This is a genomic window from Eubacterium barkeri (genome assembly GCF_900107125.1).
Classification (GTDB): Bacteria; Bacillota; Clostridia; order Eubacteriales; family Eubacteriaceae; genus Eubacterium_O; species Eubacterium_O barkeri.
Window position 1 is genome coordinate 156,033 of the sequence record NZ_FNOU01000001.1, and the last position, 26,999, is coordinate 183,031.

Genomic DNA, 26,999 nt, shown 5'->3' on the forward strand with positions numbered 1-26,999 from the left:
TGAACAGGTGCTGGAAGATGAATCAAGCAATCGCTATTTGTAGATTCCATGAATGCCGGGGTGAGCATGTCCACGATTATGTACAGATTTTAGTCCCCCTCCAAAAATCGATGACCATTCGCATCGACGATGTCGATTATTCCATGACGCCCCAGGAATTATGCCTGGTACCTAAAGGGATGCAGCATGATTGCAATTTTTACGGGGAAATCTTGGCCTTGAACCTGGTGGAACCACCAGACGAAAAAGACCAGGTGATGCTGGCCAGCCCCATCATCGTCTCCATGGAGGGCCAGATTATCCAGTTGGTGGAGCTAATTCAGGCAGAGCTACGTCAAATGCCGGAGAGTCAATCGGTGCGGTTTCTCTATAATTATCTGTACAGTAAGCTCATTGAGAACCATGAACCGCCCTCCATTCGCTATATTTGCGACCATTATGACCTGCCCATCACCGTGAATGATCTGGCAGAAATCGAACGCTACAATGTGACCTATTACAATGATTGGTTTAAACAGCAAACCGGGGTGTCACCGGGCATTTATCTCCGGCGCACCCGGGTGGAGAAGGCGAAGGACCTGCTTCGGAATACCCGCTTTAGTGTCACCAATATCGCCGTCATGGTCGGCTACAGCAGTAATTCGACCTTTACCCGGGCCTTCCGAAGCATCACAGGGATGACTCCGAAGATGTACCGGGAAAGCCATACCGGACGGGATGGGGGCAGGTCTGTATCCCGGATGATAGGCTGATGGATGGCATTGATTGGGATGGGAAACGCATGAGCTCAAAAATTAAGCAGATTTATCTGCGTTATAAAACACCCTTGGATCAAACCGGAAAAGTCATTTTCCGGTTACTTCTTTTAACGGTGTCTGCAATCCTGACCGCAGTGAACACCAAGACCTTCATCAATGCCGGGAATCTTTTCCCCGGTGGGGTCGGTGGGTTGACCCTGCTCATTCAGCGCATTGCGTCCACTTATTTTAATACGGCGATCCCTTATACGCCCATTAATATCCTGTTGAATGCCATTCCGGTGGTGATTGGCTTCCGGTATCTGGGAAAGAAATTCACGGCTTATTCCTGTTACACCATTGTATTGGCCGCTGTCATTACGGATATGATTCCACCCTATGTGGTGACCTATGACGTGTTGCTCATCAGTGTTTTTGGCGGGGTGATTGGTGGGTTTGCCAGTGTTCTGTGTCTATGGGCGGATGCAACCGCCGGCGGTACGGATTTTATCTCCATCTTCCTTTCCGTGCGCAAGGGAGTGGATGCCTGGAATATCCTTTTGGGGTTTAATATCGCCATTCTTATGGTTGCCGGCTTTCTCTTTGGGTGGGATCAGGCCCTGTATTCGATCCTCTTCCAGTATGCCTTTACCCAGGTGGTGAAGGCCCTATATCACAAATATCAGCAGCAGACCCTCTTTGTTCTGACGGATAAGCCCCGGGAGGTCAGCCAGGCTATCTATGCGGTCAGCCAGCATGGTGCCACGATTTTAAATGGCATCGGCTCCTATGAACAGGGCCAGCGGCATATCGTTTATTCCATCGTCTCCCGGGGAGAAGTGCGGCAGATTATGAATGTTATACGTCAGGTGGACCCCAAGGCCTTTGTGAATTCCATCCAAACGCAGGTCATCCAAGGGTATTTTTATCAGAAGCCAACGGAATAGGAGGGTGTTGTCATCCCATAGCCGTAGTTAAATTTAGGAAAGGTGGTTGGAAAAACCAATGAATAATGTTCTCGTATTAGTGATGCTTGCCCTATGGGTGCTTGGTTTTTTAGACAGCCTGTCCGGCGGACATTTAAAAATCAGCAAAGGTTATTTCGATGGGGTGAAACAGATTGGCAATATGGTCATGCTCATCGTGGGTTTCTACTGCATCAGCGTGGTGGTTGCAACACGTTATCTGGATACCATTACTGCTGTTTCCGGCGTGCTTCCCTTCGACCCTGCCGTTCTGGTCACCATGGTTTTGGAAACCGGTATGGGGGGCTTACCCGTTGCCCAAGCCATTGCGTCGACTCCAGAGCTGGGGCTTTTTGCAGGGACGCTGGTAGCCAGCAGCATCGGCTGCCTGGTGTGCTTTATGATGCCGGTTATCCTGTCCTTTATCGATGGAGAAGATCTGGGTATTATTATGAACGGCATTATCCCTGGGGTGTTGGCCGTACCGCCAACGCTGTTCATCGGGGGATTGCTTTTGAGTGTTCCCCTGGGCGTCCTGTGTTTGAATCTGCTGCCGGTCCTTTTTGTCTGTGCCTTGCTGATTTTGGGGGTATCCCGTTTTCCGCAGGCAACCCAGAGAGGGCTTTTATTTTTCGGCCGATTCATGGAACGCTTAGCTCATTTCGCCACCATCATTGTCATTATTGGATTATTTTTACCGGAAATGGCCCTTGTTCCTCGGGACCAAGCACTGGAGGGATTGGGCATTGCATTGAAGATGACCGTCACTTTGGGTGGTGGCATGGTGCTGTCCGAAGCCATCATCCATTATTTCAATCGTTCCATTGCGGCGCTGTCACGTCAAATTGGCATAAATACCTATAGCCTTTTAGGGATTTTATTAAGCTTTATGTCTTCTCTCATCATGCTTCCGATGTTTAAGGATATGGATTATGAAGGGAAGCTGATGAATGGAGCCTTTTCTGTGATGGGCTCCTATGTCATCGGTGCCCAGATGGCATTCGTTGCTCAATTTACCACGGGTTCCACTCTGGTGATCTTTATGGGGATGAAGGTGTTGGCAGGATTTTTGGGCATGGCGATGGCGCGTTTTATGTTTAAAAAGCACCTCATTTAAAGGTACCCTTCACTAACTGCAGAAAAATATGCAGAATATTTTTCTGAAATGCAAAGGGAGTGCAGATTAGTTTGCAGTGTTCTCGTAAGATAAGATTGCATGCAAAATTATATTTCTGTATTCTCTTTTTTTTTATATGAAATCGAAAAAGCCAGAACCCCTTTAGAATGGCGGGATTGCACCCGTTATCATTGAGCTGTTCACTTGAAATAATGTGAAATGTGTATTTTGATGGGTTTTTGGCATGCACTTTGCTTATATAAGCATGTAACAGCAGGATGTCATTGGAAATGGGACATCCTGTGCCAATAATAAGGAAATGAGTCTAACAGGAGGGAGGAGCATAACGTTTTGAAATCAATGGACGTTGCACAACGGGCTGGTTTGATATATGATGTGGACAATCCAGGCCTTTTCAGTATCGGACGCGTTATTGGTCAATGGCCAATTGAAGATTGGTTATGGGATGACGTTGATTTAAGCAAAAGGTTTAATTGAAAGGGAGAGGTATGTGTCAATGGAGACCAAAGAACAGAAGGGGAAAATTTATAAGGGTGTTTTGATCACCATCGTTGCCGCATTAGTGATTGAAATCATTTTTGGGGTTTTCTTCACGGAGCAGTTTGGAGCCGTGATGTCGAATATGATTTATATTGTTGGAGATATTTTTGGCTGGTGGATTAACCTGCTTGCGGTTATCATCGTGGTATTAGGAATCGTTTTAGTCGTCTTTAAATACGGCGATGTTGTCATTGGTGGGAAGGATGCGAAGCCAGAGTTTACGACCTGGCAGTGGTTTTCCATTTCGATCTGTGGGGGGATTGGCTGCGGGCTTTTGTTCTGGGCCATGGGGGAACCAATCTTCCACTATATATCACCCCCTGTAGCGGCTGGTATTACACCGGAGAGCCGTGAAGCAGCAATTTTTGCCGTCAGTCAGGCGATGTTTGACTGGTCCTTCGTCCAGTATTTCATCTACGCCTTGCCAGCGGTAGCCTTTGCACTGCTGACCTTTAATTACCAGAAGTCATTATCCTTTGAACCGCTGGTTGAGACGACCTTCCAGCGTCGTATGCGTTGGCTGACGACAATCCTCCATATTATGTGTGGTTATGCAGTCGCCAGTGGTGTGTCCAATTCCATGGGGGCGGGCCTGATGCAGATTAGCGGTGGAATCAATGCGGTCTTCGGGCTGCAGCAAGGACCAACGATTTATTTGCTGATCACCCTGTTTGTAGCGGCATTTTTTATCATTTCCTGTCTGACGGGTATCAATAAAGGCCTGACCTATGTCTCTACAGCCTGCATGTTCTGCTTTTTTGGATTGATGATTTATGTTGTTGCTTTCGGGGATGCCCAATTTATTGGAAAAATCGGGACAGAAGCCATGGGGGATCTCATGGGGAATTTCTGGCAGAAGATTACGTTTAATAACACCTTGGCATCCCAGGATCAATGGGCCAATGAATGGACCATTACCTTCTGGAATTCTTTCTTCATCTATGCACCTGTTATCGGAATGTTTTTAGCGCGTATGGGTAAGGGACGAACCGTTCGTCAGTTTATCCTGGTGGAAATTCTGGTACCTTCGCTGTTCTGTTGTACCTTTATCGCTATTTTTGCGGGCATGATTATGAAGATGCAGACCAGCGGAATGGTGGATGTTTGGGGCCAGGTTCAGCAATTGGGGATGCAGACGGCATTGTATCAGGTTTTGGGGGCCATGCCAGGTGGAAAAATTGTTCAGTTTGTTTTTCTTATCACCGTTTGCCTGTCCTTTATTACTTTGGCAGACCCGAACACCTCCGCTCTTGCGACGCTTTGCGTTCATGGACAGGAAATTGATTCTGAACCACCAAAGAATATTAAAATCATCATTGGGGTCTGCGTTTCGGCAGTGGCGTATTTGCTGGTGATATCTGGAGGGATGGATGCCGTTAAGGGTTTACTCAATCTCGGCGGACTGCTCATGACGATTCCGACCCTCTGGCTATGTCTGATGGTATTTAAGCTCTGCAAGCCTCTGTTGAAAACGAAGAACTATCTCATTACAGAGGTACCGGAGGAGGAACGGTTGATGGTTCGTGAAAAACGACAGAATAAAAATAGCGATGAGCCTGTGGTTTCGTTGGATAATGGAACTGAAGTGGAATAAGTGTTACGGATTCAGTATAGAATTAAGATAGAAAAAAAGGAGAAATTATAATGAAGAATGCGAATCGAAAATTCAAATTAGGTATGCACAGCTATACTCTGCACTTAAGTGGTTGTGGTGAAAGCTGGGGCTTTCAAAACACGAATGAAGTTTATGCTTTTGAACGGGTCCTGACCTTGGATAAGTTAATGGACCTCGCAGTAGAAGAGGGAATTCAGGTGCTTCATATCACTTTGGTCGACTTGGACAACGATACGACCCCTGCACATCTGGCAGCGGTCAAGGCTGATGCAGCCGTCCACGGCTTGGATCTGGAGTTGAATGTATCCTTGAACGCGCCCTGCGATCCCCGGGTGAATGCCAGTATTGAGGATGCACTCGATATCGGCCATGCCATTGGTGCGACATTGGTAAAATTCAGTCTGGATGTTGAACATCCACACCCGATTTCCCATGCGAATCTGTGCCCAGAGGCCATGGAACAGATTGCTGGATTGACATTGAAATTTAAAAAGAATATTCCCACCATTGAAAAATATGGTATGAAGATTGCCATTGAAAATCACTGTGATATGTTTGCGGATGAAGTCATCTATATGGTCAAGCAGTTAAACCATCCCCTCATTGGAGCCTGCTGTGATACCATCAATTCAATGATGATGTCGGAGGGAATTGAGGAATGCGTGCGGAAGATGGCGCCCTACTCCTATTGTGTCCATTTTTGTGATAACCGGGTTTTCGCAGACCCGGATGGGACGCATTCTCTGGGCTGCGCCATTGGAGACGGTGATGTGGATGTGGTGGAAGTCATGAAAATCTTCAGGGAGTTCGCCCCGGAAGAGTTGGATACCATCAATCTAGAAATCGAGCTGCCCTTGAGCGGATATTCCTTAGAGGATGGGAGACAAGCGGAAATCGATGGAATGCGTAAAAGTATTCGTTTCATGAAGGATGTGTTGAACATCGGATGCTAATACCCTATATTTTGCAGCACCTTAACGGGTGTTGCTTTTTTGCGCGTAAGCTAACAGAACGAATGATACTCCTCTCATCGGATGTGCGACAGATAGCTAAGAAAAGGTGAAAATCAGCAAAACACCTTATGGGGATCTGGAATAGAATAGGATTAGAATTATGAAGCATGGAGGAAGGGGTAGTATAACGATGAAAGAATATAGAATGGTCCATCATCTGGAGGAGTTCTACGATACCCTTCACACCTATTATGCGGCTAAAGATTTAGAGGCGATTGAGGGATATCTATCCTGGTGCGAACAGGAGATGACGGGAAAGCCACGCAATCAGGGCATTTTGCTGAGTGTTTACAATGAGCAGGGATCCTTTTATCGTTCCACCAGCCGTTACCATGACTCCCTGGCGGCTTTTACCAAAGCCCAAAAGGCGATTTCCGAATACCTGGGCAGGGAAAGCCTGGAGTATGCGACGCTGATTAACAATATGGCAGGGACGTATCGACTCGCCCGACACTATGATCAGGCCATTCGCCTGTTTAAAGAAGCCATCGAGATTTACGAGCATCTGGGGCAGCAGCATACTTATGCGTATGCCAGTGTGCACAACAACCTTTCACTGGCCTATCAGGAAACCGGACAGATTTCCAAAGCGGTGAAGCATTTGGAGCTGGCCCTTGAGGAAATCCAGATGATGCCGGATCACCGCAGTGAGATGGCCGTTACCTATAGCAATTTGACGGCCCTCTATCATGAAGCTGGGGATGATGGAACCGCCATGCGCTGCCTGAATCGCGCTCTGGAAATTTTCGAAGAAAATGGGACCGTGGCAAATGCCCATTACGCCGCAGCATTAAATAGTTTGGGGGGATTTCTCTATGCCTCCGGGGAATATGAAAGAGCCATTGAGACCTATGAAAAGGCGGCCCGTCATACCCATCGTTTTTTTGGAAAGAACCTCGATTATGGTATTTCCTGCCAGAATATGTACTGGGTCTATCTAAAAATGGAAAAATGGGACCAGGCCATCCAGGCGCTGATGGATGCTGCCGAAACCTATGCCGCTATCTTTGGTCCGGAACACGAACGGACCAAGGTGGTCCGCAATGAGCTGAAACGGATTCAGGAGACGGTTACGCGATGAAAGGCCTGGAGCTGTCGCGCTATTATTTCGAGGCTCTGGGGAAGGAACGGATTAAAAAGCGCTTCCCGGAGCTTTATCCGCGCTTAGCCTTTGGCCTGGCGGGAGAGGGCTCAGAGTGTTTTGGCTTTGACGATGCGTATTCCATGGATCATGATTGGGGTCCGGGCTTTTGCATCTGGATGACTGAGGCGGATTATCAAGCCGAAGGGCAGCCGCTCCAGGCGCTCTACGAAAGCCTCCCCCCCTCCATCGGCGGATACCCACCCCGACAGGACAGCGGTCATGGCTCGCACCGGGTGGGGGTTCAAAGCATCCCCCGCTGGTTCACACGCTACACGGGCATGCCGGCGGGGCCAACAACCCTTCGGGAGTGGTTGAGCGTTCCGGATAGTTTCCTGGCAACGGCCACCAATGGCGCTGTTTTCAAAGATCATCTTGGCACTTTCTCAGAGATTCGCCATCATTTAATGGCGGACTATCCCGAGGATGTCCGATTGCGCAGACTCGCCGACGGCATTGCCGGGATGGCGCAATCGGGGCAATATAATTACCCGCGCTGTCTGGCCCGGGGGGAGATTGTAGCAGCTCAAATGGCTTTTTCGGCGTTTATTCAGTCGGGACTTTCAGTCGTTTATCTGTTAAATCGGCGGTATGCGCCTTTTTATAAGTGGCGCCATCGTGGGCTGGAGGCGTGTCCTGTTCTGCCACGCGCCCAGCAGCTCTTTACTCGGCTGGTGAAGGCGGGGGATGATGCGCGGAGGGAATGCATTGAGGGCATTTGCCTTACCGTGGTGGGTGAATTACGCCGTCAGGGGCTGACTGATGGAGATGATTCTTTTTTAGACAATCATCGTCTGGATATCTTACGACGGATCCAGGACGATACGCTGCGGCAGCGTTCTGTTATGGAGGTAACGGGATGAAATTAATCATTGAATATATTATTGAATTAGAATGGAAATTTATGGATCGGGTCAAAAATATCGGTGGCCGGGTGGATTGTCAGGATGATTGGCGAACTTTTTATATTATGCGAAAAAGCCAGCTGAGGGGTTGGTCTTTTGAGGTTCTAGATAGCTACCATGATGATCTCCAGGAAGCCCGTGAAGCCGGGCGCAATCCCATGACAGAGAAGTACGGTTATATGATGGCGAAAACAGATCCCTCTGTATATGCCACCATTGAGCCCTATCTGCCAAAGCTAACGCCAGAAAAACAAAACCTGATTGACGAAATCTGTAAAATACATCTGCTATGGTTGGAAGAACTGGCCCAGGGTTATCCGACACTCATCAAACGGGGAAGGTCGATTTACAGTACCCAGGATAGTATCCAACAGACTTCCTTTGAAACTTACCTCAGGGGAGAATTGTCAACCTATTCAATAAAAACACTATTGCTTTATAAAGATTATATCGACACCTTGAATTCCCGGGGTGAAAACCTCAATAAAAATATCTTGGCAGAGGAAGTAAAGCAATACGGTTTTCAATCCCTGTCAGAGGCGGAGAGAAAACTACCCCGCAAATCATAAATGCGGTTTTAGAGAATATAACTTGCTGTTCTCCTTGAGCATTTTGGATCCCCTCCTTTGTAGTTACCATATCCTCTCATTAAAGGGGAGGGCGGTGGGGTATTCTTTAAAATATACAGGGCGTTACGTTGCTTGGCGGCGGAACGCCCTGATTCTATAGGTGGTTGAAAGGAGACGGGGAATTGTGCGGTTTCCGGTTCTTGACAAAGATAGTGGCCCACATTACAATGGTAATACAACCCAGATACGCAAAGGAAGAGGAAATGGCATATACAAAAGGACAGGAAACGAAGAATGCATTTGTGCTGATGACCTATAAAAAGTTAACGGAACAAAATGCATCGACTTTAACGGTGCGTCAATTGGCGGGAGAGCTTGGTTATTCACCGGCTGTACTCTATCGATATTTTGACAGCCTGGAGGAAGTAGTCGTTGTTGCTTCAGTCCGTTTTTTAAACCAATACATGATGGAATACGCCCGGTTGCTGGATAGTGATTTGGATCTCCTTGAGGTGTATATCGAAGGCTGGCAGCTGTTCAATTCCCATGCCTTTGAACGGCCGGACATCTACTATGGATTATTCTGGGGAGAGTATAACAATGTTTTTGAAAACGCCATTGCGGAGTATTTCGAAATATTTCCATTTTCGGGATCTGATCGGTTCCTAGCTAATTATTATACCATTGCCGCACCAATCCTCTTATTATGGAGGGAATGCTGGCGGAAAGTATGAACCTGAATCTTTCTGAACGGAAGGCCTTGGAACGGGAGTGCAGCCAGCTCCTCGAGAAGAACCTCTGCCATATTATCGGTACTGTTATAAGAAATCACCATTAAAAAATGCTGTGGATGAAGTTTCAAATCCACAGCATTTTTTAATGAATAGGCAGCTTGGCGCTTAAAACATCGAATTATAGGGTTTCAATGCGTTCGAGAAGTTTGTTGATGCTTTCTTTAAAATAATCAGCACCCTTGGCATTGCGTGCCCCAATCTGTGGGGAATAGAGCTCGGTGTAATTATCTAAGGTGCTATCGGCAGTGACGAAGCTACCGGTATGGCCGATTTCTTTGATATCCTCCAGATTCAGGCTTTCTTCATTGACCTCGAAGGGGGTAAAAGCTTTTTTGACTTGACGGATGATTTCAAAATCGATAATCATCTTCTCAAAAGCAGTTGCATTCACGCTGTCCATAACCCCTCCAGCTTCCATCACCAGGTTGATGCCATGACGGTAGGCAGAGGAGAAGGTCAACATGGATTCGTAGCCAGCCTGGCAATTGATGACTGGTGCATCGGTTTGGCATCCACCGCCTCGTGAGGGAAATCCATAGAAACGGCCCATATCAGCGGCGAAGCCCTGCATGAGTGTTCCTTCTGGTGCGGCACAGGCGAATGTGATGCCACCGCGCATATATGCGGCTGTAGATTGGATGCCACAGACCACTGGCGTGCCAGGGCGAATCACCTGGGGCTTCTTGATAAGGGCCTCCTTACCGCTGAAGAGGGCGCAGCTGGCAGCCAGCATGATGTCCATTTCTTCTTTAAAGCCGGTGGGTAACATAATGGCTTTGTCAGAGTGGAGCAGTGTGGCGTAGAACATGGCGATGGAGGCGTAGTCCTGGGGAACATCTCCAGGCTGAATCATAATGCCGCCATTGAAATTGTAGCTGTCTTCGGCATGGATAAGCTTCAGACACTTAATCACGTCTGCCATGGTTCCGGGGCGGCGGTTTCCTTCCCAATCATCAATGAACGCACAGCCATAGGTTGGTGCTGGATTGACGTTGCCCTCGCCAATCGTCATGTCATATTGGGGATTGCGGGCATATAGAGTGAAAGATTAAGTGACCCAGCCTTTGGTGAAGTAGGCCGTATCTCCCTGGATTTGGATGCCGTTATCGGCTAAGATTTGACGGGCCTTGGTATTATGAATGCGTACTCCGACTTCCTCCATGATGACCATTGCGGCATCATGAGGCATTTGTTCTCTTGACATATGTTTTTCCTTTCGAATTCTCACCATTCGGATTTTAGATTCATTGAGTGCGTGTATTTATGAACTTGAGAATTCTAAAATAAATTAACGTGTTCATTTTGGGGGGTGAAAAAATTTAATCGACAGATTCTTTGTTTTCTAGCTCCGCCATTTCTTCAATGTAGGTCGCATCGTACTTATCCCGGTGGATTCATAAACATGTTGACCGGACCGCTTACCCCATAAAAGCAGATACCAACAGCGATGGTCCCTGTCAGGGACAGCGTGCACTAGGTAAATGTGCTGACACTAGGTTTAGTGGATTTTCCGTCTAGACGAATATTCCCGAATTCAATTTTTACCGTATGCCGGACAATTATGATAATGTCAGAGCATCTTCTCTCCTATTTTATCAGAACAACTAAAGCTAATCATGAAAAAGATTCATTTGAAAAGTTTGCCTGTTCTCTTGTTTTCTTGTCTGCACCTCATGAATTTATACTGAGGGCATCGCAGGGTGTCCTTCACCTCCCGGTCAACGATATAGCGGCAATACGTAAATGAGGTACAGAAATCCTTGGGAGTAAATACCTGTGCGATTAAACATCCCCAGCGTGCTTTGCGGCATAAAGCTTGACACTGGTATCGCCTTCATATAAAATGGGAAAAACATGAATAATCGAGGATTTCAAATGAGAGGCTTAGAAAAAGAATGGCTAAAATCCAAAAAATTCATGGTCATTGCCATTGCAGGTGCGGTGCTTTTGATGCTGGCCCTGGCGGGTTATGCCTACCAGCAGTATCAGGCCCTAAAGCGGCACTTGTAAAGCAGGAGGAAAGGAAGATGAAAGACGAAAAGCATGTAAGGACATGGATCTGGATTTTATTTGCGGTGGTCATGTATTTGGTGATGGCCTGTTTAATTGGCTTTGGAACGATATTCTTTGTGAAGAGCCTATTCTATAAAGAACCGGTCAGTCCTGCTACTGTCGAAGGGGCCACAGCCTATTTGGAAAGCGAGTTCGGCGAGGATGATTATGAGGTGAAATTCTTAAAAGAGAGGGATGTTGAATCCCAGAAGGTGGGTAATGGCGGTATTGATGGCTCCTATTTTTATCGGATGGCTCCAGCACGAAAGGATACCTGTTATCTCTGCTATTCACCTAAGCGAGATCTTTATTTTTATGTGTATCACGGAACAGATCCAGGAGCAGACAGCGCCTATCAGACAACCTTGGGTGAAGAGTTATACGAAATTGCACGATTTGACCGAGCTATCGCTTATGCAAAGGATTCTTTGGGAGATCGTCTTAAAAGAGTAGACGTTCATCTTTATTCTGATGAAAATGATCCCCTTTATAACAATGGAATGCGTACACCAATCTTCGCTAAAGCGGAAATTGATTTGAAAAGTGCCTATAATCAATTCTTTGTGGGAACAGGGGAACTCTTTTCGAGGGTAGTATTGAGCTCCAATGGACAGCTCTATGTCTTTAAAATAATACCATATTTAAATTTGCACGTTGATTATTCCATAGAGGAGTTGACGACAGAAAAGAACAAGGAATTGAATACATTAGGGAATACATCTAGAAACATCTTTTTTATCACAAATGATGGCGTATATGACTGTTTTTCCCAGCCGTATAAGTACTGAGGTGAGTATTCAATAAAGTGATGTGGTATAAATATAGTTGACAGCAACACCTCTGCGAATGCAAAATTAAATCGAAAAAAGACAGCGTGCCCACTCCGTTCCTTTGCGATTAAACATCCCCAGCGTGCGTTACGTCATAAAGCTTGACACTGGTATCGCCTTCATATAAAATGGGCAAAACATGAATAATCGAGGTTTTCAAATGAGAGGCTTAGAAAAAGAATGGTTAAAATCCAAAAAATTCGTGGTCATCGCCATTGCAGGTGCGCTACTTTTGATGCTGGTCTTGGCGCTTTATGCCTACCAGCAGTATCAGGCCCCGGAGCGGGTCATCACCCGCTATCTGGAGGCCGTCAATCAGAAAGACTACGAGAGAATGTACGCCCTCATCAGTCCGGAGAGCCAGGAGAAGTACACCAAGGATGCCTTTATCGAGCGCAATAAAAACATCTACGAGGGGGTGGAAGCTAAGAATCTTACCCTGGATAAGGTGTACTTTAGTGAAAAAGTCCCGTATGGGGAGGAGATCCTGTCCTGCGACTGGACTATGGATACTCTGGTTGGTCCCATTAAGAATAGCCACTTTATCTTATTTACCAAGGAGAATTTCCTAAGCCCCAATCGCATTATCTGGGATTCCTCCATGATTTTTAGTATGCTGAAGGATGGAGATAAGGTCAATGTCGTCAGCAAGGAGGCCCCGCGGGGAACCCTGTTTGATCGTAATGGCAATCCACTGGCGACCATGGGTGCGGTAAAAATTATTGCTCTGGAACCCGGGAAGATGAATGCCGAAACCAAGGATGGGGATATTGCCCAATTGGCAAGCCTTCTGGCCATCACCCCCGGGGATATCCAGGGGGCCCTTTCAGCGGGATGGGTTACGGATGATGCCTTTGTGCCCATTAAGACCCTGGCATCAGTGGATGCCGAGCTGACCCACGCCCTCTTTGCCATTCCCGGGGTTCTCATTGAGGATGACAGCGCCCGGACCTATCCCTACGGGGAAAAGGCGGCGCATCTCGTGGGATATGTCCAGGGCATCAGTGCTGAGGAGCTGGCAGAAAAGGAGGACGAGGGCTACAGCGAGTCCAGCCAAATCGGGAAAACCGGTCTGGAACGCCTGTACGAAGATCGACTGAAGGGCGAGGCCGGAGCCACCATCACTGTCGGCGTCACCCAGAGTGATGGCAGTATTAGCACTCAGGTCATCGGGAGCAAATCCCCGGTACGGGGAGAGGATGTTAAAACCACCATTGATGCCAGCCTTCAAACGGCACTGTACGATCAGCTCACCGGTGATAAGGGGACTTCTGTGGCCCTTAACCCCAAAACCGGGGAAGTGCTAGCCCTGGTCAGTACTCCCTCCTACGACCCCAGTGCCTTTGTCCAGGGGATGAGTGAGGAGGCTTGGCAGGCAATCAGTACCGATCCTGCCACCCCATTGCAAAATCGTTTTGAAGCCACCTACACACCAGGTTCCACCTTTAAACCCATTACGGGTGCCATCGGACTAAAGACCGGGGTCTTTACGGCGGATGAAGATTTTGGGCCCAGCGGTCGGGTCTGGCAGAAGGACGCTGGATGGGGGGACTTTAATATCACCACCCTTCAGGAATATCCCGGTCCTGCCAATCTGGAAAATGCCCTGGTGTACTCGGACAATATCTACTTTGCCAAGGCCGCTTTGAAAGTGGGTGGGGAAAGCTTTGCCAAAGAGCTTACTGCCCTTGGCTTTGGCGAAAGGTTGCCCGTTGGCCTGGATATGATTCCTTCTGGGATTTCACAAAGCGGTACCTTTCAGAACGAGGGTCAGCTAGCCGCCAGTGGTTTTGGACAGGGAGAGATTCTGGTAAATCCCCTGCATCTGGCCACGATTTACACCGCCTTCACGGGGGATGGCAGTATGGTCAAGCCAGTGCTGGAATACGCCGATGATACCCAGGCCGAATACTGGAAGCCCCAGGCCCTGGATTCAGCCATCAGCGAGACCATCCGAAATGACCTCATCCAGGTGGTGGAAAACCCAGAAGGGACAGGGCACGATGCCCAGATCGAGGGACTTAGCATCGCCGGTAAAACTGGAACCGCCGAGATCAAGGCTTCCCAGGCCGACGCCACCGGCACCGAACTGGGGTGGTTTGCCGCCTTTACGGCGGACCCCGCCGTCGCCAGGCCTCTGATGGTGGTGAGCATGGTAGAGGATGTGAAGGACCGGGGCGGCAGCCACTATGTGGTGCCCAAGGTTAAGGCGGTGATGGAAGGGTATCGGTAGAGTGTTTGAATGATTCAATGAGAAAGAAATCGCTTAATCGCTTGATCGGTTTTTGATACTATTGTTCGAAATGTTTGGGATATAATTATGAAAATAAAAACCGGCCTATTTGAGCCGGTTTCCTTTATTTAAGCGGGCTTCCGCTTGGTTTCATTCTGGTGATCCTGATTGGACTCGAACCAACGACTTCTACCGTGTGAAGGTAGCGCTCTCCCAGCTGAGCTACAGGATCAAGAGACAAGTGTTATACTAACATTTTAATTCGGATATGTCAAGAAAAAAGGCTATTGAACCTCTAAAAAGTGTTCAACCAGCCGTTATAAATAGTTTAAATCGGGAGAAAGCCGCCCCAGCGCTACCAACACTGAGACGGCTTAACCCCCTGGATCAAATGGCTACAATTCTTAAACCCACGACTTGAAAAATAAATACTGAGGTGCTATAATAACCGTAGATGATGAGGCCCATCACCGCCAATCATCGCGTGAGAAAGACATTCTGAAACAGATCAGAACGAAAAAAGAAGCCCCCAGTATCGTAAGTACTGGGGGCTTCGCCCGTTATTTAGCCTTTCTGTACACGAGGACCGCCGGAATGATGACGGCCGCCGCCTTAATCAGTTCAATAACAAGCTGCGTGAGAAATTCGTTCTGATTCATGTTTTCACCTCCTTAGAGGCGTCAGAACGCCCGGCCAGTAATTGCTGGCCTGCAATGAGTATATCAAACATCAAATCTTGAGTAAATAAAAAACTGCCCCAGTGCTACCAACACTGAGACGGCGTACATAATCGGGCGAAACGACAATCGGGCCGGCTTTCAAAACATGATGAAAGACGCCGCCCCTTCGTGCGACACATCTTCCATAGGTAGGACTCTGGAGCCTTCTTCGTTGATATTGTTAAATGGTTAAACCGAAAAGGCGTTACCACATCAACGGGGAAGAAATTTTACAACTACACCAAGGAACCCATTTTCCTCGAGTCAATACCAAATGGCAGTAAAAAAACACCCAGACCAGTATCTGAGTGTTCACCTAGCACTAATATGGTGATCCCGATTGGGCTTGAACCAACGACCTCTACCATGTCAAGGTAGCGCTCTTCCAGCTGAGCTACGGGATCACACGTCGTCCGAATCTCGAACGCTTATTTATTATAGCCAAAGGAGCGCTGCTTGTAAAGTCTTTTTTGTAAAAAAACAAGAAAAATCAGAATACTATGCGGGTGGACCTCCCGGGAGGAGGGGTAAACGGACGGAGGCTCTAAAAAATCCCTCCACCACTTCAAAGCGACAATCCCCGTTATACCGCTTGACAATGTGACAAATGGAGGCCGTGCCAATACCTGAGCCGTGGTGTTTAGTGGAGTGGAGGCTGCCATCCCGGGCATAGGTGGGGAGGGTGGCAGTGGGATTATCCACCAGGATGGCAAGACTACTGTTCATAAGCTGAGCACAAAAAGTGATACCACCCTTGGGGGAGGGGGTCTGAAGAACCGCTTCCAGGGCATTTTCCAGGAGGTTGCCAATGAGTGCGCCAAGATCGCTCTCGGAAACGGGAAGGAACCCGGGGATATCTCCGGTTACGTTAAAGGGAATGCCCTGCTCTGCACATTGGGCGGCATAATAGACCAAAAAGGCATTGGCGGTGTTGTGATGACAGAAACGGGTGGTGATGGGTTTAGGAATGGTTTTCTGGTAATCGGCCATATAGTGTCGTAGCCCCTCAAGATCCTTCTGATCAAGAAAGGCCATGGTGGCATTGATATGATGGCGCATATCGTGCCTGAGCTGCTTGTCCTGCTCTACCCGTTCCAGCATGACTTCATTTTGACGGGACTGGGCAGCCAAAAGTTGGTTTTCCTGGATGAGGGCCAGGTTATGCTGTTCATCCTTTAACATTCGGACAATGAGTTCGAAGGTAAAGAGCATTCCGATATTAATCAGAAGAATAAAGATGAAACTGGTGGTGGAGCCTAAAAAAGAATTGGCAGCGGGGTTGGCAAACACCAGATAGTAGTAGAACAAAAAGAAGGTGGAGGGGACTAGCCATAAATAACGCCAGGAGTACTGATGCCCTTCATATCCCATGACCGGTGCCATGCGCTTTTTAAAATAATAAAGGATGAAGGGATAGGATAAAATAAGGGTGATGGTGGTGGTCAGGCTGAAGGTAATGTGGTAAGTAATGGTGAATTGGGCTGGGAAAAGGAGGGATTCCAGAAACTTTGCAGCAATAACAACCAAATCGGCATAACAAATAACCATAAGGAGCAAAAAAACAAGCTTCCCAGGTTGAGCTTTAATATTCAGTAAAATAAAAAACAAATTGACTGCGATGGAGAGAATACTGGCAATTTTACCGGTATGAAAGGTAGCGACCCATAGTCCCGTGGCAATTTGAAGAACGCAGGCGATGATAATGAGTAAAATGGTGGTTCTTTTGGAAAAACGCAAAAAGTCCTCAAAGGGAATGAGGATGAGGACAAGATAGGGCAGATAATTCAGGAGGGAATACAGGGCGACTGAAAGCAGATTGTAAATATCCATGGCTAGGACCTCCGGGCTTTGGCCCAAAACCAATCGTTATAGAGCTCCCGAAGCCGTTTGCTTTCCCGGGTTGATATGGGGATAGAGGTGCCATCTTTAAGCAAAAAGGCGTCCTTTCCTGTGGAAATGATGGCTTCCATATTAACTAAAAAGCTTTTATGGCAGCGCATAAAATGCTCCGAGGGCAGGTCTTGAGAGAGTTTTGCCAAGGGCGTGTAAGTGGTGAAGACCCCTTCGGGGGTGTGAATCAAGCTTTTTTTATTGAAAACCTCAATATATAAAATCTGGAAAATGGGGATATCCAGGGTCAGCCGATTAGAGATAATCCGAAGGGTTTCCTCCGCCCTGGGGAGGTGGGAAAGACGACGGTTCAAAAGGGTGGCCAGATCCGAAAAATCGACAGGTTTTACCAGATAGCCTTCAGCCTGAAGTCCGTAGGATTCCAGGGCGTGCTCCTCACTGCTGGTGATAAAAATGATGCTGCTTTGAGGGGATAACTCCCGGAGGGTTTTTCCAATTTGCAGCCCACTCAAGCCATCCATGTAAATATCTAAAAAAAAGACGTCGTAGCGGGTCAGATTCCCGGCGGCCAGCAGTGTTTCTCCAGAAGGATAATCATCAATATGGGAGGTGTTTCCGATATTTTGACAGTATTGTTCTAATAAAAGGCGCAGGGCTTGTATATCCCTGGCGCAATCGTCACAAATTGCAAAGTTCATGGTGCATTCCTTGTTTTTTCTACAGTATAGCATATTTTAAAGGCGTGGCGATGAAAAAAGATGAATAATATTACTTGTTAGTTGATTCTAACAAATAAATGGGGTATAATATCACTATAGAGGAAAGGAAGCTGTGACAGACAAAGCCCCATGGGTTATAATATGTAAATAAAAATGAATTTAAATGAAAGAAGGAAATTAGAATTATGGGAGTGATACAATCAATACCGCCGGTATTGGCCGCACTTTTGGCAGGGATTTTTACCTGGGGGGTTACCGCCCTGGGATCGGCAACGGTGTTCTTTTTCAAAGAAATCAATAAAAAGGTCTTAAATGTAATGCTGGGATTTGCCGCTGGTGTGATGATTGCCGCCAGCTTTTGGTCCTTGCTGGCTCCGGCCATTGCCATGTCCGAGGGCGGTGCTTTGCCCGCTTGGTTTCCGGCATTGGCTGGTTTTTTAGGGGGGAGCGGTTTTCTCTGGCTGGTGGATAAGCTGATGCCCCACATCCACCCAGGAAGTGGCCATGAAGAGGGAATCCACACCTCATGGCAGCGCAGTGTGCTGCTGGTGCTGGCCATTACCTTTCACAATATTCCCGAGGGTTTTGCCGTGGGGGTGGCCTTTGGGGGGCTGGCCTCAGGGAATGCCGGGATGACCCTGGCCGGGGCCATTTCCCTGGCGGTGGGGATTGGACTACAGAATTTCCCGGAAGGGGCAGCGGTTTCCATTCCCCTGCGAAGGGAAAATCTCAGTCGGACGAAGTCCTTTATGTACGGCCAATTTTCTGGCATGGTGGAGCCCATTGCCGCGGTTATCGGGGCGGCGGCTGTGGTGTATATAGAACCTATGCTGCCCTATGCCCTGGCCGCCGCAGCTGGTGCCATGATCTATGTTGTGGCGGAGGAGCTCATCCCCGAATCCCAGCTGGGCCACGATGGTGAAGGCGACTTCGCCACCATGGGCGTCATCGTCGGCTTCGCCGTCATGATGTTTCTTGACGTGGCATTGGGCTGACTGGAACTTGTGATCCTTTAGAAAGCGAGCAGACTATGACTTTAATCATCGGTCCCCACCTCTCCATTGCCAAGGGCTTTAAGAAAGCCGGCCAGGAGGCGGTGTCCATTGGGGCCAATACCTTTCAATTTTTCACCCGTAATCCCCGGGGGGGGAATGCCAAGGCCCTGGACCCCGCGGATGTAGAGGGGCTGCGGCAGATAATGGCGGCCCATCATTTCGGCCCCCTACTGGCTCATGCGCCCTACACCCTCAATATGGCCTCAGCCAGTGAGGCAACCCGGGATTTTGCCAAGCGGGCCTTTACCGAGGACCTGGCCCGTTTGGAGGAGCTCCCCTGCCATCTGTATAATTTTCATCCGGGCAGTCATGTGGGCCAGGGAAGTGAGCAGGGCATTCAGTGGATTACAGATATTTTAAATGAGTGCCTGCAGCCCGAGCAGAGTACCACCGTGCTTTTAGAGGCAATGTCCGGAAAAGGAAGTGAAATCGGTAGCCGATTTGAAGAGCTTCGGGCTATTATTGATGGGGTTACCCTTGAAAAGCATATGGGGGTGTGTCTGGATACCTGCCATATTTTTTCGGCGGGGTACGATGTCGCAGCACAGCTGGATGCAGTGCTGGAGGAATTTGACCAGGTGGTGGGACTCCACCGCCTCAAGGCCCTGCATTTAAATGACAGCATGACCCCCTTCGAAAGCCATAAGGATCGTCATGCCCGTCTGGGGGAGGGCAGCCTGGGAGAAGGAGCCTTTTCGGCCATCGTGTCCCATCCGGCCCTGAGGGATAGGCCCTTCTTTTTAGAGACGCCCCAGGAAAAGGTGGCGGACTATGCCCGGGAAATCGGTTTTTTAAGAGAGGCTGCCGACCAGCCTTACAAACAGAAGCAGTGAAACAAATAGAAAAATGAAATGAAGTGGAAAAAGTGAAGGAACAAATAAAGACAATGGATATCCAGCAGAAAAATAAAAAAATTGCCATGCGGGTGTCGGTGGTATCGATCGTTATCAATATCGCCCTCTCGATATTAAAATTTGTCATTGGGGTGCTTGCCCATTCCGGGGCCCTTATCTCCGATGCGGTCCACTCGGCATCCGATGTGCTGTCGACCTTTGTGGTCATTGTGGGAGTGAATGTATCCAGCAAGGAAAAGGATGAGGGGCATCAATACGGCCACGATCGCCTGGAGTGTGTGGCGGCGATTTTCTTAGCCGTTATTTTATGCCTGACGGGTTTGGGAATCGGCTGGGCTGGGATTGAGAAAATTATCGGGGCTAATACCGCGCCCATTGAAGTGCCGGGAATGTTGGCCTTAGTGGCTGCCGCCATTTCTATTGTGGTGAAGGAGTGGATGTATTGGTATACCCGGGGAGCAGCGAAAAAGATTAATTCCGGAGCCCTCCAGGCAGATGCCTGGCATCACCGCTCGGATGCCTTATCCTCCATTGGGTCCTTGGTGGGGATTGCCGGAGCACGGCTTGGGTATCCCATTTTAGACCCTTTGGCCGCGGTGGTGATTGCACTCATGGTCATTAAGGTGGCCTTTGATATCGGGAAGGACAGTATTAGCAAGATGCTGGATACCTCGGTGGATAAAGAGACTGAAGGAGAAATCCGACAGATGGTGGGCACCTACCCCGAGGTTGAGGGTATCGATGATTTACGCACCCGCACCTTTGGCTCCAGCTTTTATGTGGATTTGGAGATTGCCATGGATGGGGATATGAGCCTCCAGGCGGCCCACAGCATCGCAGAAGAAATCCACGACGCCCTGGAGGAAAAATACCCGACCCTGAAGCACTGCATGATCCATGTTAATCCTGCGGGGAATCCCAAAGCAAGAAATTCCTTAAATTAAAAATTGTCCTTGCAAATTAGGTGGCGAAGGACTATCATTAATGCAGTTTTAATGTAATGTGGAGGTGTGAAATGCAAGAATTCGAATGCCACCTGTGTGGTTATATCTACAATCCCGAGTTGGGCGATCCAGAGAATAATATTGCTCCGGGAACCGCATTCGAAGACCTGCCCCAGGAATGGTTTTGTCCAACCTGTGGGATTGGGATTGATGTATTTCTTGAAAAAAGAGAAGTTTCTGCATAAGAAAAGCGTTGCGATAGCCCAGGCTGTCGCAACGCTTTTCTTATGCACCTATCCAGGTTGGCAGTATCCCCAAGAGCCACAAAATAGGTACGGGCAAAAAAACGCCGGGTAAGAGATTGCCCAGGGCGATTTTTTTGATATCCAGCAAATTGAAGGCGATGCCCAGCATTAAAATGCCCCCGACGGCATTCATTTCAGCAATCATGCTTTGGGTCAGAAAGGGCTCCACCACGCCTGCGGCCATGGTGATACACCCCTGATAAATAAACAGCGGGATGATGGAAAACAGTACGCCGATGCCCAGGGTGGAGGTGAGGATGATGGAGAAAATACCATCGAGAAGGGCCTTGGTGGCTAGAATGGTGATGTCTCCGGAGATGCCGTCGGCAATGGAGCCCATAATGGCCATGGAGCCAGTGCAGTAGAGCAGGGTAGCGGTAACAAATCCCTGGGCAAAGGTGCTGCCATCTCCCTGGGAAAAGCGATCCTGGAGGCGTGCGCCGGCGTGTTCCAGGTGCTGCTCCACCCGTAGCCCCTCTCCGATGAGGGCTCCCAAGGCAACAGAGACCAGGGGAATCAGGATGTTTTCTGTTTGGATTCCCATGGTAATCCCGATTAAAAAGATTCCCAGACTAAGGCCGTGGGTAATGGTGTTCGAAAAGCGTGGGGGAATGCCTTTTTTGAGTAGTAAGCCGAGAAAGCTGCCCCCGGCAATGGCGCCGACGTTGATGATGGTACCGAGCATGGATGACCTCCCTTATTTTTGTCTGAATCTATGATAGCATATTTTTACTGGGATTTTACCGACTCTTTAAAAAAGCTTTTTCTTTTTAATGGTATAATAATAGTATTATTTTTGAGATTGGAGGGAAATGAAAAACCATGATTAAACGCTTTGCAGCAATCTATATTGGTTCCAGTAAATGTGAGATGGTGGTGGGCCAGCGGGGAAAGGGCACCATTAACATTTTGGACCGGACCATGTACCCCATCGATTTTGGAAGGCAGAGCTTTTCCCGGGGGACCATCACCTTCCAGTCGGTTTATGCCCTAAGCCGGATCTTGAATGAATATATCGAAATTGCCGAGGCTTCGGCGGTGGATGAAATTGAGATTATCGGCACCGCCGCCCTGAGGGAGGCCATTAACCGGGATTATGTATTGGAGCAAATCCGGGTATTTACTGGTGGGCATTCGGTCCGCCTCCTTAAACGGGAGGAGGAAACAGAGCTGCTCTTTCGATATATGGCCCATATCTGCGGCCAGGAAATCCTGGCACCAGAGGAGGATACGGTGCTGACCGCCATTTCCAGTGGAAGCATTGCTGTGGCCCTTGTCAGTGGGGGCACCATTACCACCTTACAGAATGAAGAAATGGGTTATCTCAAGCTGATGGCCTTATACAAGACCATGGAGGAGCGGACCGGGAATTTTGAATCCCTGCTGACGGATTTTATCGCCATTCGGACCCGGGATTTTAAAAAGAATCTGGAAAAGCGGTCGGTGGCGAATTTAGTCGTCACCTCCCACGATGTGGAAAACCTGGCGGCCCTGTGTGAGATTAAGCCAGCCCCAGAGGGATATTTTGAAGTGCCGGAAGCGACCTTAACGAAACTGCGTAAAGAAATATCAAACTTGTCCGCGGGACAGCTCCAGAAGCGATACCCGGTCCTCGGTCCCTATCAGGCAGAAACCATCCGACACACCCTGCTGTTGGTGTTAAAGCTCATGGCGGATACGGGGGTGCATCAGGTAAAGCTGGTGCGATTATCTGTGTGTGATGCCCAATTGGAATTTAAGATGGGCATTGGAAAGACCCGGGAGCTGGATAAATGGATTGATGCCAGCAGCATCGCCTCGGCACGGTATATGGCCAGGCGATATCTGGTGGATCAGGCCCATAATGCAGCGGTGGAAAAAATAGCCCTGCGTCTCTTTGGGGCCCTTAAGGGCCAGTACCAAATGGGCCGGACCGAGGAGCAGTTCCTAAGGCTGGCGGCCATCCTGCTGGATATTGGGCGATTTGTTGGAGAGGATGATGGGGGATGTTTAAACCGCCGTATCATTGAGAGCTCGGATATCATCGGGCTGGATGCCCGGGAAAAAAGGGTGCTGGGCCGGATTGTGGACGGGGTCCGCCTGGCTACCTTTGAGAAGGTGGAGGATGATGAGGAGCTGCAGGTGACAGAGCGCCTCCAGGTGGCTAAGATCATTGCCATCCTTAAGCTGGCCACGGCCTTGGATAAAAGCCACAAGCAGAAGGTGGATAAGATTCGGTGTCATCTGGATGCCAAGGCCTTTGAGGTGACGGTACAAACCAAGGGCAATATCCAGCTGGAGGAATATTATTTCGCCCTGGGGGCCCAGGCCATGAAGGACGTCTACGGTATTGAACCAAGTTTACGTGTAAAGAGGGTGAGCATATGAGAGAAAATTTATACATCAATCGGGAACGGAGCTGGCTGGATTTTAACTATCGGGTCCTGGAAGAAGCCTACGATAAGACGAATCCTATCATGGATCGTTTTAAATTCCTGGCCATCACCGCCTCTAACCTCGATGAGTTCTTTATGGTGCGGATCGCTGGGATCATGGACCAGATCGGGGTGGGGTATACCAAAAAAGGCCTGGATGGCAAAACCCCGGTGGAGCAGCTGACCGAACTAAATGCCATTACCCATGAGATGATGAAACGGCAGTACAATTGCCTGAACAAATCCCTGATTCCAGAGCTTAGCCAGCTGGGAATCGAGCTGATGGAGTATGAAGACCTCACCCCTGAAGAGCAGGGGTACGTCGGCCAATATTTCAGTGAATTTTGTTATCCGGTGCTGACCCCCCAGGCCGTGGACAACAGCCGACCCTTTCCTCTTCTTAAAAATAATCAGGTATATCTATGCATCCAGCTGGCGGATACCCAGTGTGATTTAAATAAGAAGAAAAAAAAGAAGGGGGAGGATGAGGAGTCATTAATGGCCTTCTTAGAAATCCCCCGGGTACTGGAACGCATCGTCGCTCTGCCTAAAACAGAGGAAGGGGACAATCGCCGTTATATCTTCATTGAGGATATTATAAGACCCCATGCCGGGGATTTGTTCCCTGGGTATGAGGTGCGCCATATTGGGGAATTCCGGATTACCCGAAATGGGGACCTGGCCATCGATGAGGATGAAGCCGAGGACCTCCTCATCGAGATTGAAAAATCCATTAAGCAGCGGAAATGGGGGGCCTGTATCAAGATTGAGATTGAAAAGGGCTTTAATAAAAAAGCCCTGAAGAAGCTCATGGAGGAAATGGATACCCCGGAGCCCTATGTGTATGAGCTTAAGGGGGCTCTGGACCTGACCTGCTTTATGAAATTCCAGGGGCGTCCGGAGTTTGAGGGACTGCGGGCCAGGGGGTGGAAGCCCATGCCATCGGCGGATTTCTATGGACGGGACGATATTTTTGAAGTGATCCGGGAGAAGGATCGCCTTCTTCACCATCCCTACCAATCCTTTGACACCGTGGTGGATTTCGTTCGTCAGGCGGCGATGGATCCGGATGTGTTGGCTATCAAGCAGACCCTGTACCGGGTCAGTGGGGATTCTCCCATTATTGCCGCTCTGATCCAGGCGGCGGAAAATGGCAAGCAGGTGACGGTGCTGGTGGAGCTGAAGGCCCGGTTTGATGAAGCCAACAATATCGTGTGGGCGAAAAAGCTGGAACGAGCCGGCTGCCATGTCATCTACGGCCTGGTGGGCCTTAAAATTCACTGCAAAATGATTCTGGTGGTGCGGAAGGAAAGTGAGGGCATCCGCCGCTACGTCCATTTGGGTACAGGCAATTACAATGATGTCACCGCGGGGCTGTACACGGATATGGGGATGCTGACGGCCAAGGAAAGCTACGCCTCGGATGTGTCCACCCTCTTTAATTTGCTCTCAGGCTACAGTCACTACACCCTGTGGAACAAACTGGAGGTGGCACCCACCACCATGCGAGGGGCCTTTATCCGGATGATTTCCCGGGAAATAGACAATGTGTCCATGGGGGGAAAGGGGTTGATCATCGCTAAGATGAATGCCCTCATCGATGATGACATTGTGGAACGTCTGTACGCTGCCTCCCAGGCGGGAGTGGAAATCCACCTGATTATCCGGGGGATGTGCTCCCTGATTCCTGGGATTGCAGGGATCAGCGAAAACATTATCGTTCACAGCATTGTAGGGACCTTCCTAGAGCACAGCCGGATTTATTATTTCTACAATCAGGGCGAGGAGGAAATTTACCTCTCCAGTGCGGATTGGATGCAGCGTAACTTAAACCGTCGTATTGAAACCCTCTTTCCCGTAGAGGATGAGGATTTGAAGAAGGAGCTCTTCCATATTCTGGAGAAAACCTGGCAGGATTCCATCAAGACCCGGATTATGACAAAGTCCGGGGAATATGTTAGAATGGATAAAAGGGGTAAGGTACTCCTTGAATGTCAGGATTATTTTTGCCGCGAAGCCGAAGAACGTTTCGACGCCGTGAAAAAAGCGATCCAGGGAACTGTGAGGGAGAATCATGAAGAATAATATCGGCGTCATTGACATTGGCTCCAACAGCGTCCATTTGGTGGTGGCCAAATGCTATGACGACTATGGCAATTATACGATTATTGATGATGCTAAGGTCAATGTGCGGCTGTGTGAAGGACTGAGTGAAACCGGACGCTTGAGCGAGGAGCGTATGGCTTTGGGAGAGGAAACCCTGGCTATGTTCGCCCGGATGTGCGATGCCTACGGTCTTATCGAGGTGGTGGCAGTGGCCACTGCCGCTGTGCGAAAGGCTGAGAACGGGGCGGAATTTGTTAAACGGATCAAGGAAAAGGTGGGTATCGATATTCAGGTGATTCCCGGAGAAATGGAAGCCCAAATGGATTATCTGGGGACCATTAACAGCATCGATATCCAGGATGCCCTGCTCATGGACATTGGCGGCGGCAGTGTGGAATTCGTGCTGATTAAAAATCGGCAGAAGGTGGATGCCATCAGCCTGCCCTTTGGCTCCATTGATCTGGCGGAGAAATTTGATCTGGCCGATGTGGCCACCCCAGAAAAGCTGGATCGGCTGTCGGCCTTCCTGGACGGTGCCCTGTGCCAGTACGATTTATTCAAAAAGGCCAAAAGCTTACCGGTTCTGGGGGTCGGCGGCACCATTCGAAATATTGGCCGTATCTATCGCCGTGCCCTGGATTACCCTTTGGAAATTGCCCATAATTACCAGATGGATTTGGATGCCGTCAAGAGCGTTTGCAAGACCGCGGCGGAGCTGAACCTGGAGGGGCGTCGGGAGCTCAAGGGCTTGTCCAAGGGACGCAGTGATATTTTCATTGGAGCCAGCCATGCCGTGATGATGGTCATGGAGCGCATTGGCTCAAAGTCCCTGGTCATCTCCGATGCCGGGGTCCGGGATGGTTTGATTTATACCTACTTCGGCCGTACCGAAGGGGACCTCATCGATCATATTTTTGAATCCTCCCTGGGCTATGCCGTGGATCGTTTTACGGTGAATATTCCCCACGCCCGGCATATTTATAAGCTGTCCGATCAGCTTTATACCCAGCTTGAGCCCATCCATGGGGTGAACGGCAGCCTGGACCGCATTCGGAAGACCAGTGCCATGCTCCACGATGCAGGGATCATGATTCAGTACAATAACCACCATGAGCACAGCTTTTATCTGATTCTGAGTGCGGGGATCAATGGCCTCACTCAGAAGGAGCTGCTCATGAGTGCCTTTGTGGCTCTCAATCACCGGACCCAGAAAAAAATAAAAATTGATGCCATTTACACCTCCATGCTGGATAAAAGGGACTTGGAAATCATCGATTTACTCAGCCTGTTTCTGCAAATTGCCGAGTATCTGGACCGTAGTATGGACGGTATCGTCACGGATTTATCCTGTGAAATCCAGGAGGACACCGTGGTTCTCCATGTCATCAGCAAGGAAGCCTCTGTCTTTACGGATATGATTATCAGTGAGTGCGGCAAGAAGTTCAAGCGGGTCATGGGGAAAGAGCTTTTCATCGAGAATGTCATTGAAGGGGTATAAAC

24 protein-coding genes, 2 tRNA genes and 1 pseudogene are annotated in these 26,999 nt (G+C 48.8%); 20 read left to right on the forward strand and 7 right to left on the reverse strand.

Going from position 1 to position 26,999, the window contains the following annotated elements:
* The first annotated feature begins 17 nt into the window (after window positions 1-17).
* From BLU30_RS00605 to BLU30_RS00645, 10 genes are all read left to right on the forward strand, one after another.
* Complete coding sequence (locus BLU30_RS00605; protein WP_090242366.1) at window positions 18-752, forward strand: helix-turn-helix domain-containing protein; 735 nt, start codon at window positions 18-20, stop codon at window positions 750-752.
* Complete coding sequence (locus BLU30_RS00610) at window positions 752-1,684, forward strand: YitT family protein (RefSeq protein ID WP_242873463.1); 933 nt, start codon at window positions 752-754, stop codon at window positions 1,682-1,684. Before BLU30_RS00605 ends, BLU30_RS00610 begins: the two co-directional genes overlap by 1 nt.
* Before the next feature lie 58 nt (window positions 1,685-1,742).
* Window positions 1,743-2,819, forward strand: coding sequence for an ethanolamine utilization protein EutH (eutH, locus tag BLU30_RS00615; RefSeq protein WP_090242368.1), 1,077 nt, complete (start codon window positions 1,743-1,745; stop codon window positions 2,817-2,819).
* Window positions 2,820-3,170: 351 nt separating this feature from the next.
* Window positions 3,171-3,317, forward strand: a complete 147-nt coding sequence (locus tag BLU30_RS14150; RefSeq protein WP_176770771.1) for a hypothetical protein — start codon at window positions 3,171-3,173, stop codon at window positions 3,315-3,317.
* 19 nt (window positions 3,318-3,336) lie between these two features.
* A complete protein-coding gene (locus tag BLU30_RS00620) occupies window positions 3,337-4,974 on the forward strand; it encodes a BCCT family transporter (RefSeq protein ID WP_090242370.1) in 1,638 nt (545 codons plus the stop codon).
* Between the two features lie 50 nt (window positions 4,975-5,024).
* Window positions 5,025-5,948, forward strand: a complete 924-nt coding sequence (locus BLU30_RS00625; protein ID WP_090242372.1) for a sugar phosphate isomerase/epimerase family protein — start codon at window positions 5,025-5,027, stop codon at window positions 5,946-5,948.
* Between the two features lie 190 nt (window positions 5,949-6,138).
* Window positions 6,139-7,089: a tetratricopeptide repeat protein gene (locus BLU30_RS00630; RefSeq protein ID WP_176770772.1), complete on the forward strand. Its 951-nt coding sequence runs from the start codon at window positions 6,139-6,141 to the stop codon at window positions 7,087-7,089.
* Window positions 7,086-8,012, forward strand: a complete 927-nt coding sequence (locus BLU30_RS00635) for a DUF4037 domain-containing protein (protein ID WP_090242376.1) — start codon at window positions 7,086-7,088, stop codon at window positions 8,010-8,012. The genes BLU30_RS00630 and BLU30_RS00635 overlap by 4 nt, the downstream gene beginning before the upstream one ends.
* Window positions 8,009-8,623 carry a DUF4125 family protein gene (locus BLU30_RS00640; RefSeq protein WP_090242378.1) on the forward strand — a complete coding sequence of 205 codons (615 nt, stop codon included), beginning with the start codon at window positions 8,009-8,011 and terminating at the stop codon, window positions 8,621-8,623. The genes BLU30_RS00635 and BLU30_RS00640 overlap by 4 nt, the downstream gene beginning before the upstream one ends.
* Window positions 8,624-8,886: 263 nt before the next feature.
* Window positions 8,887-9,357 (forward strand): TetR/AcrR family transcriptional regulator, encoded by a 471-nt coding sequence (locus BLU30_RS00645; RefSeq protein WP_176770773.1) that lies wholly within the window; start codon window positions 8,887-8,889, stop codon window positions 9,355-9,357.
* Between the two features lie 178 nt (window positions 9,358-9,535).
* Here the strand turns inward: BLU30_RS00645 and BLU30_RS14435 are convergent, their stop codons facing one another.
* A complete protein-coding gene (locus tag BLU30_RS14435) occupies window positions 9,536-10,186 on the reverse strand; it encodes a trimethylamine methyltransferase family protein (protein ID WP_340148112.1) in 651 nt (216 codons plus the stop codon).
* Window positions 10,160-10,648, reverse strand: a pseudogene (locus BLU30_RS14440) (trimethylamine methyltransferase family protein); the annotation flags it as partial. The gene BLU30_RS14435 and the pseudogene BLU30_RS14440, both read right to left, overlap by 27 nt.
* A gap of 644 nt (window positions 10,649-11,292) precedes the next feature.
* Here BLU30_RS14440 and BLU30_RS14610 point away from each other — a divergent pair.
* The 3 genes from BLU30_RS14610 to BLU30_RS00660 all read left to right on the forward strand — a co-directional run bounded on the left by BLU30_RS14610 (window position 11,293) and on the right by BLU30_RS00660 (window position 14,532).
* Window positions 11,293-11,427, forward strand: coding sequence for a hypothetical protein (locus BLU30_RS14610; protein ID WP_278286232.1), 135 nt, complete (start codon window positions 11,293-11,295; stop codon window positions 11,425-11,427).
* Window positions 11,428-11,444: 17 nt separating this feature from the next.
* The gene (locus BLU30_RS00655; RefSeq protein WP_090242384.1) at window positions 11,445-12,257 is read left to right on the forward strand and encodes a hypothetical protein; all 813 of its coding nucleotides are present in this window, start codon (window positions 11,445-11,447) and stop codon (window positions 12,255-12,257) included.
* Between the two features lie 202 nt (window positions 12,258-12,459).
* Window positions 12,460-14,532 (forward strand): penicillin-binding transpeptidase domain-containing protein, encoded by a 2,073-nt coding sequence (locus BLU30_RS00660; protein ID WP_242873464.1) that lies wholly within the window; start codon window positions 12,460-12,462, stop codon window positions 14,530-14,532.
* A gap of 156 nt (window positions 14,533-14,688) precedes the next feature.
* Here BLU30_RS00660 and BLU30_RS00665 read toward each other — a convergent pair.
* The 4 genes from BLU30_RS00665 to BLU30_RS00680 all read right to left on the reverse strand — a co-directional run bounded on the left by BLU30_RS00665 (window position 14,689) and on the right by BLU30_RS00680 (window position 17,800).
* Window positions 14,689-14,764, reverse strand: a tRNA-Val gene (locus BLU30_RS00665).
* Window positions 14,765-15,579: 815 nt separating this feature from the next.
* Window positions 15,580-15,655, reverse strand: a tRNA-Val gene (locus tag BLU30_RS00670).
* Window positions 15,656-15,749: 94 nt separating this feature from the next.
* Window positions 15,750-17,081 (reverse strand): sensor histidine kinase, encoded by a 1,332-nt coding sequence (locus tag BLU30_RS00675; protein ID WP_090242390.1) that lies wholly within the window; start codon window positions 17,079-17,081, stop codon window positions 15,750-15,752.
* Window positions 17,082-17,083: 2 nt separating this feature from the next.
* Window positions 17,084-17,800, reverse strand: coding sequence for a LytR/AlgR family response regulator transcription factor (locus BLU30_RS00680; RefSeq protein ID WP_176770775.1), 717 nt, complete (start codon window positions 17,798-17,800; stop codon window positions 17,084-17,086).
* A 206-nt stretch (window positions 17,801-18,006) separates the two neighbouring features.
* Here BLU30_RS00680 and BLU30_RS00685 point away from each other — a divergent pair, with 206 nt between their 5' ends.
* The 4 genes from BLU30_RS00685 (at window position 18,007) to BLU30_RS00700 (ending at window position 20,919) form a co-directional block, all read left to right on the forward strand.
* Window positions 18,007-18,816 carry a ZIP family metal transporter gene (locus tag BLU30_RS00685; RefSeq protein ID WP_090242396.1) on the forward strand — a complete coding sequence of 270 codons (810 nt, stop codon included), beginning with the start codon at window positions 18,007-18,009 and terminating at the stop codon, window positions 18,814-18,816.
* A gap of 35 nt (window positions 18,817-18,851) precedes the next feature.
* On the forward strand, window positions 18,852-19,709 hold the full coding sequence (locus tag BLU30_RS00690; protein ID WP_090242398.1) for a deoxyribonuclease IV: 858 nt from the start codon (window positions 18,852-18,854) through the stop codon (window positions 19,707-19,709).
* A 32-nt stretch (window positions 19,710-19,741) separates the two neighbouring features.
* Window positions 19,742-20,674 carry a cation diffusion facilitator family transporter gene (locus tag BLU30_RS00695; protein WP_340148111.1) on the forward strand — a complete coding sequence of 311 codons (933 nt, stop codon included), beginning with the start codon at window positions 19,742-19,744 and terminating at the stop codon, window positions 20,672-20,674.
* A gap of 71 nt (window positions 20,675-20,745) precedes the next feature.
* Entirely contained in the window at window positions 20,746-20,919 is a 174-nt protein-coding gene (locus tag BLU30_RS00700) for a rubredoxin (protein ID WP_090242402.1), read from the forward strand.
* 40 nt (window positions 20,920-20,959) lie between these two features.
* Here the strand turns inward: BLU30_RS00700 and BLU30_RS00705 are convergent, their stop codons facing one another.
* Window positions 20,960-21,664, reverse strand: a complete 705-nt coding sequence (locus BLU30_RS00705) for a DUF554 domain-containing protein (protein WP_090242404.1) — start codon at window positions 21,662-21,664, stop codon at window positions 20,960-20,962.
* A gap of 137 nt (window positions 21,665-21,801) precedes the next feature.
* On the opposite strand from BLU30_RS00705, the gene BLU30_RS00710 reads away from it, so the two are divergent.
* From BLU30_RS00710 to BLU30_RS00720, 3 genes are read left to right on the forward strand one after another with little or no spacing between them, the layout of a single operon-like run.
* Window positions 21,802-23,346: a Ppx/GppA phosphatase family protein gene (locus BLU30_RS00710; protein ID WP_090242406.1), complete on the forward strand. Its 1,545-nt coding sequence runs from the start codon at window positions 21,802-21,804 to the stop codon at window positions 23,344-23,346.
* Window positions 23,343-25,478 (forward strand): RNA degradosome polyphosphate kinase, encoded by a 2,136-nt coding sequence (locus BLU30_RS00715; protein WP_090242408.1) that lies wholly within the window; start codon window positions 23,343-23,345, stop codon window positions 25,476-25,478. Before BLU30_RS00710 ends, BLU30_RS00715 begins: the two co-directional genes overlap by 4 nt.
* On the forward strand, window positions 25,468-26,997 hold the full coding sequence (locus BLU30_RS00720) for a Ppx/GppA phosphatase family protein (RefSeq protein ID WP_090242410.1): 1,530 nt from the start codon (window positions 25,468-25,470) through the stop codon (window positions 26,995-26,997). Before BLU30_RS00715 ends, BLU30_RS00720 begins: the two co-directional genes overlap by 11 nt.
* Window positions 26,998-26,999 lie beyond the last annotated feature (2 nt).

Coding starts and splice junctions, on each gene's coding strand:
- BLU30_RS00630 (WP_176770772.1), top strand. CDS start 6,139: ATGAAAGAATATAGAATGGTCCATCATCTGGAGGAGTTCTACGATACC.
- BLU30_RS00715 (WP_090242408.1), top strand. CDS start 23,343: ATGAGAGAAAATTTATACATCAATCGGGAACGGAGCTGGCTGGATTTT.
- BLU30_RS00635 (WP_090242376.1), top strand. CDS start 7,086: ATGAAAGGCCTGGAGCTGTCGCGCTATTATTTCGAGGCTCTGGGGAAG.
- BLU30_RS00685 (WP_090242396.1), top strand. CDS start 18,007: ATGGGAGTGATACAATCAATACCGCCGGTATTGGCCGCACTTTTGGCA.
- BLU30_RS00605 (WP_090242366.1), top strand. CDS start 18: ATGAATCAAGCAATCGCTATTTGTAGATTCCATGAATGCCGGGGTGAG.
- BLU30_RS00660 (WP_242873464.1), top strand. CDS start 12,460: ATGAGAGGCTTAGAAAAAGAATGGTTAAAATCCAAAAAATTCGTGGTC.
- BLU30_RS00640 (WP_090242378.1), top strand. CDS start 8,009: ATGAAATTAATCATTGAATATATTATTGAATTAGAATGGAAATTTATG.
- BLU30_RS00625 (WP_090242372.1), top strand. CDS start 5,025: ATGAAGAATGCGAATCGAAAATTCAAATTAGGTATGCACAGCTATACT.
- BLU30_RS00700 (WP_090242402.1), top strand. CDS start 20,746: ATGCAAGAATTCGAATGCCACCTGTGTGGTTATATCTACAATCCCGAG.
- eutH (WP_090242368.1), top strand. CDS start 1,743: ATGAATAATGTTCTCGTATTAGTGATGCTTGCCCTATGGGTGCTTGGT.
- BLU30_RS00655 (WP_090242384.1), top strand. CDS start 11,445: ATGAAAGACGAAAAGCATGTAAGGACATGGATCTGGATTTTATTTGCG.
- BLU30_RS00680 (WP_176770775.1), bottom strand. CDS start 17,800: ATGAACTTTGCAATTTGTGACGATTGCGCCAGGGATATACAAGCCCTG.
- BLU30_RS00620 (WP_090242370.1), top strand. CDS start 3,337: ATGGAGACCAAAGAACAGAAGGGGAAAATTTATAAGGGTGTTTTGATC.
- BLU30_RS00675 (WP_090242390.1), bottom strand. CDS start 17,081: ATGGATATTTACAATCTGCTTTCAGTCGCCCTGTATTCCCTCCTGAAT.
- BLU30_RS00690 (WP_090242398.1), top strand. CDS start 18,852: ATGACTTTAATCATCGGTCCCCACCTCTCCATTGCCAAGGGCTTTAAG.
- BLU30_RS00645 (WP_176770773.1), top strand. CDS start 8,887: ATGGCATATACAAAAGGACAGGAAACGAAGAATGCATTTGTGCTGATG.
- BLU30_RS00610 (WP_242873463.1), top strand. CDS start 752: ATGGATGGCATTGATTGGGATGGGAAACGCATGAGCTCAAAAATTAAG.
- BLU30_RS14610 (WP_278286232.1), top strand. CDS start 11,293: ATGAGAGGCTTAGAAAAAGAATGGCTAAAATCCAAAAAATTCATGGTC.
- BLU30_RS00710 (WP_090242406.1), top strand. CDS start 21,802: ATGATTAAACGCTTTGCAGCAATCTATATTGGTTCCAGTAAATGTGAG.
- BLU30_RS00705 (WP_090242404.1), bottom strand. CDS start 21,664: ATGCTCGGTACCATCATCAACGTCGGCGCCATTGCCGGGGGCAGCTTT.
- BLU30_RS00720 (WP_090242410.1), top strand. CDS start 25,468: ATGAAGAATAATATCGGCGTCATTGACATTGGCTCCAACAGCGTCCAT.
- BLU30_RS14435 (WP_340148112.1), bottom strand. CDS start 10,186: ATGTTACCCACCGGCTTTAAAGAAGAAATGGACATCATGCTGGCTGCC.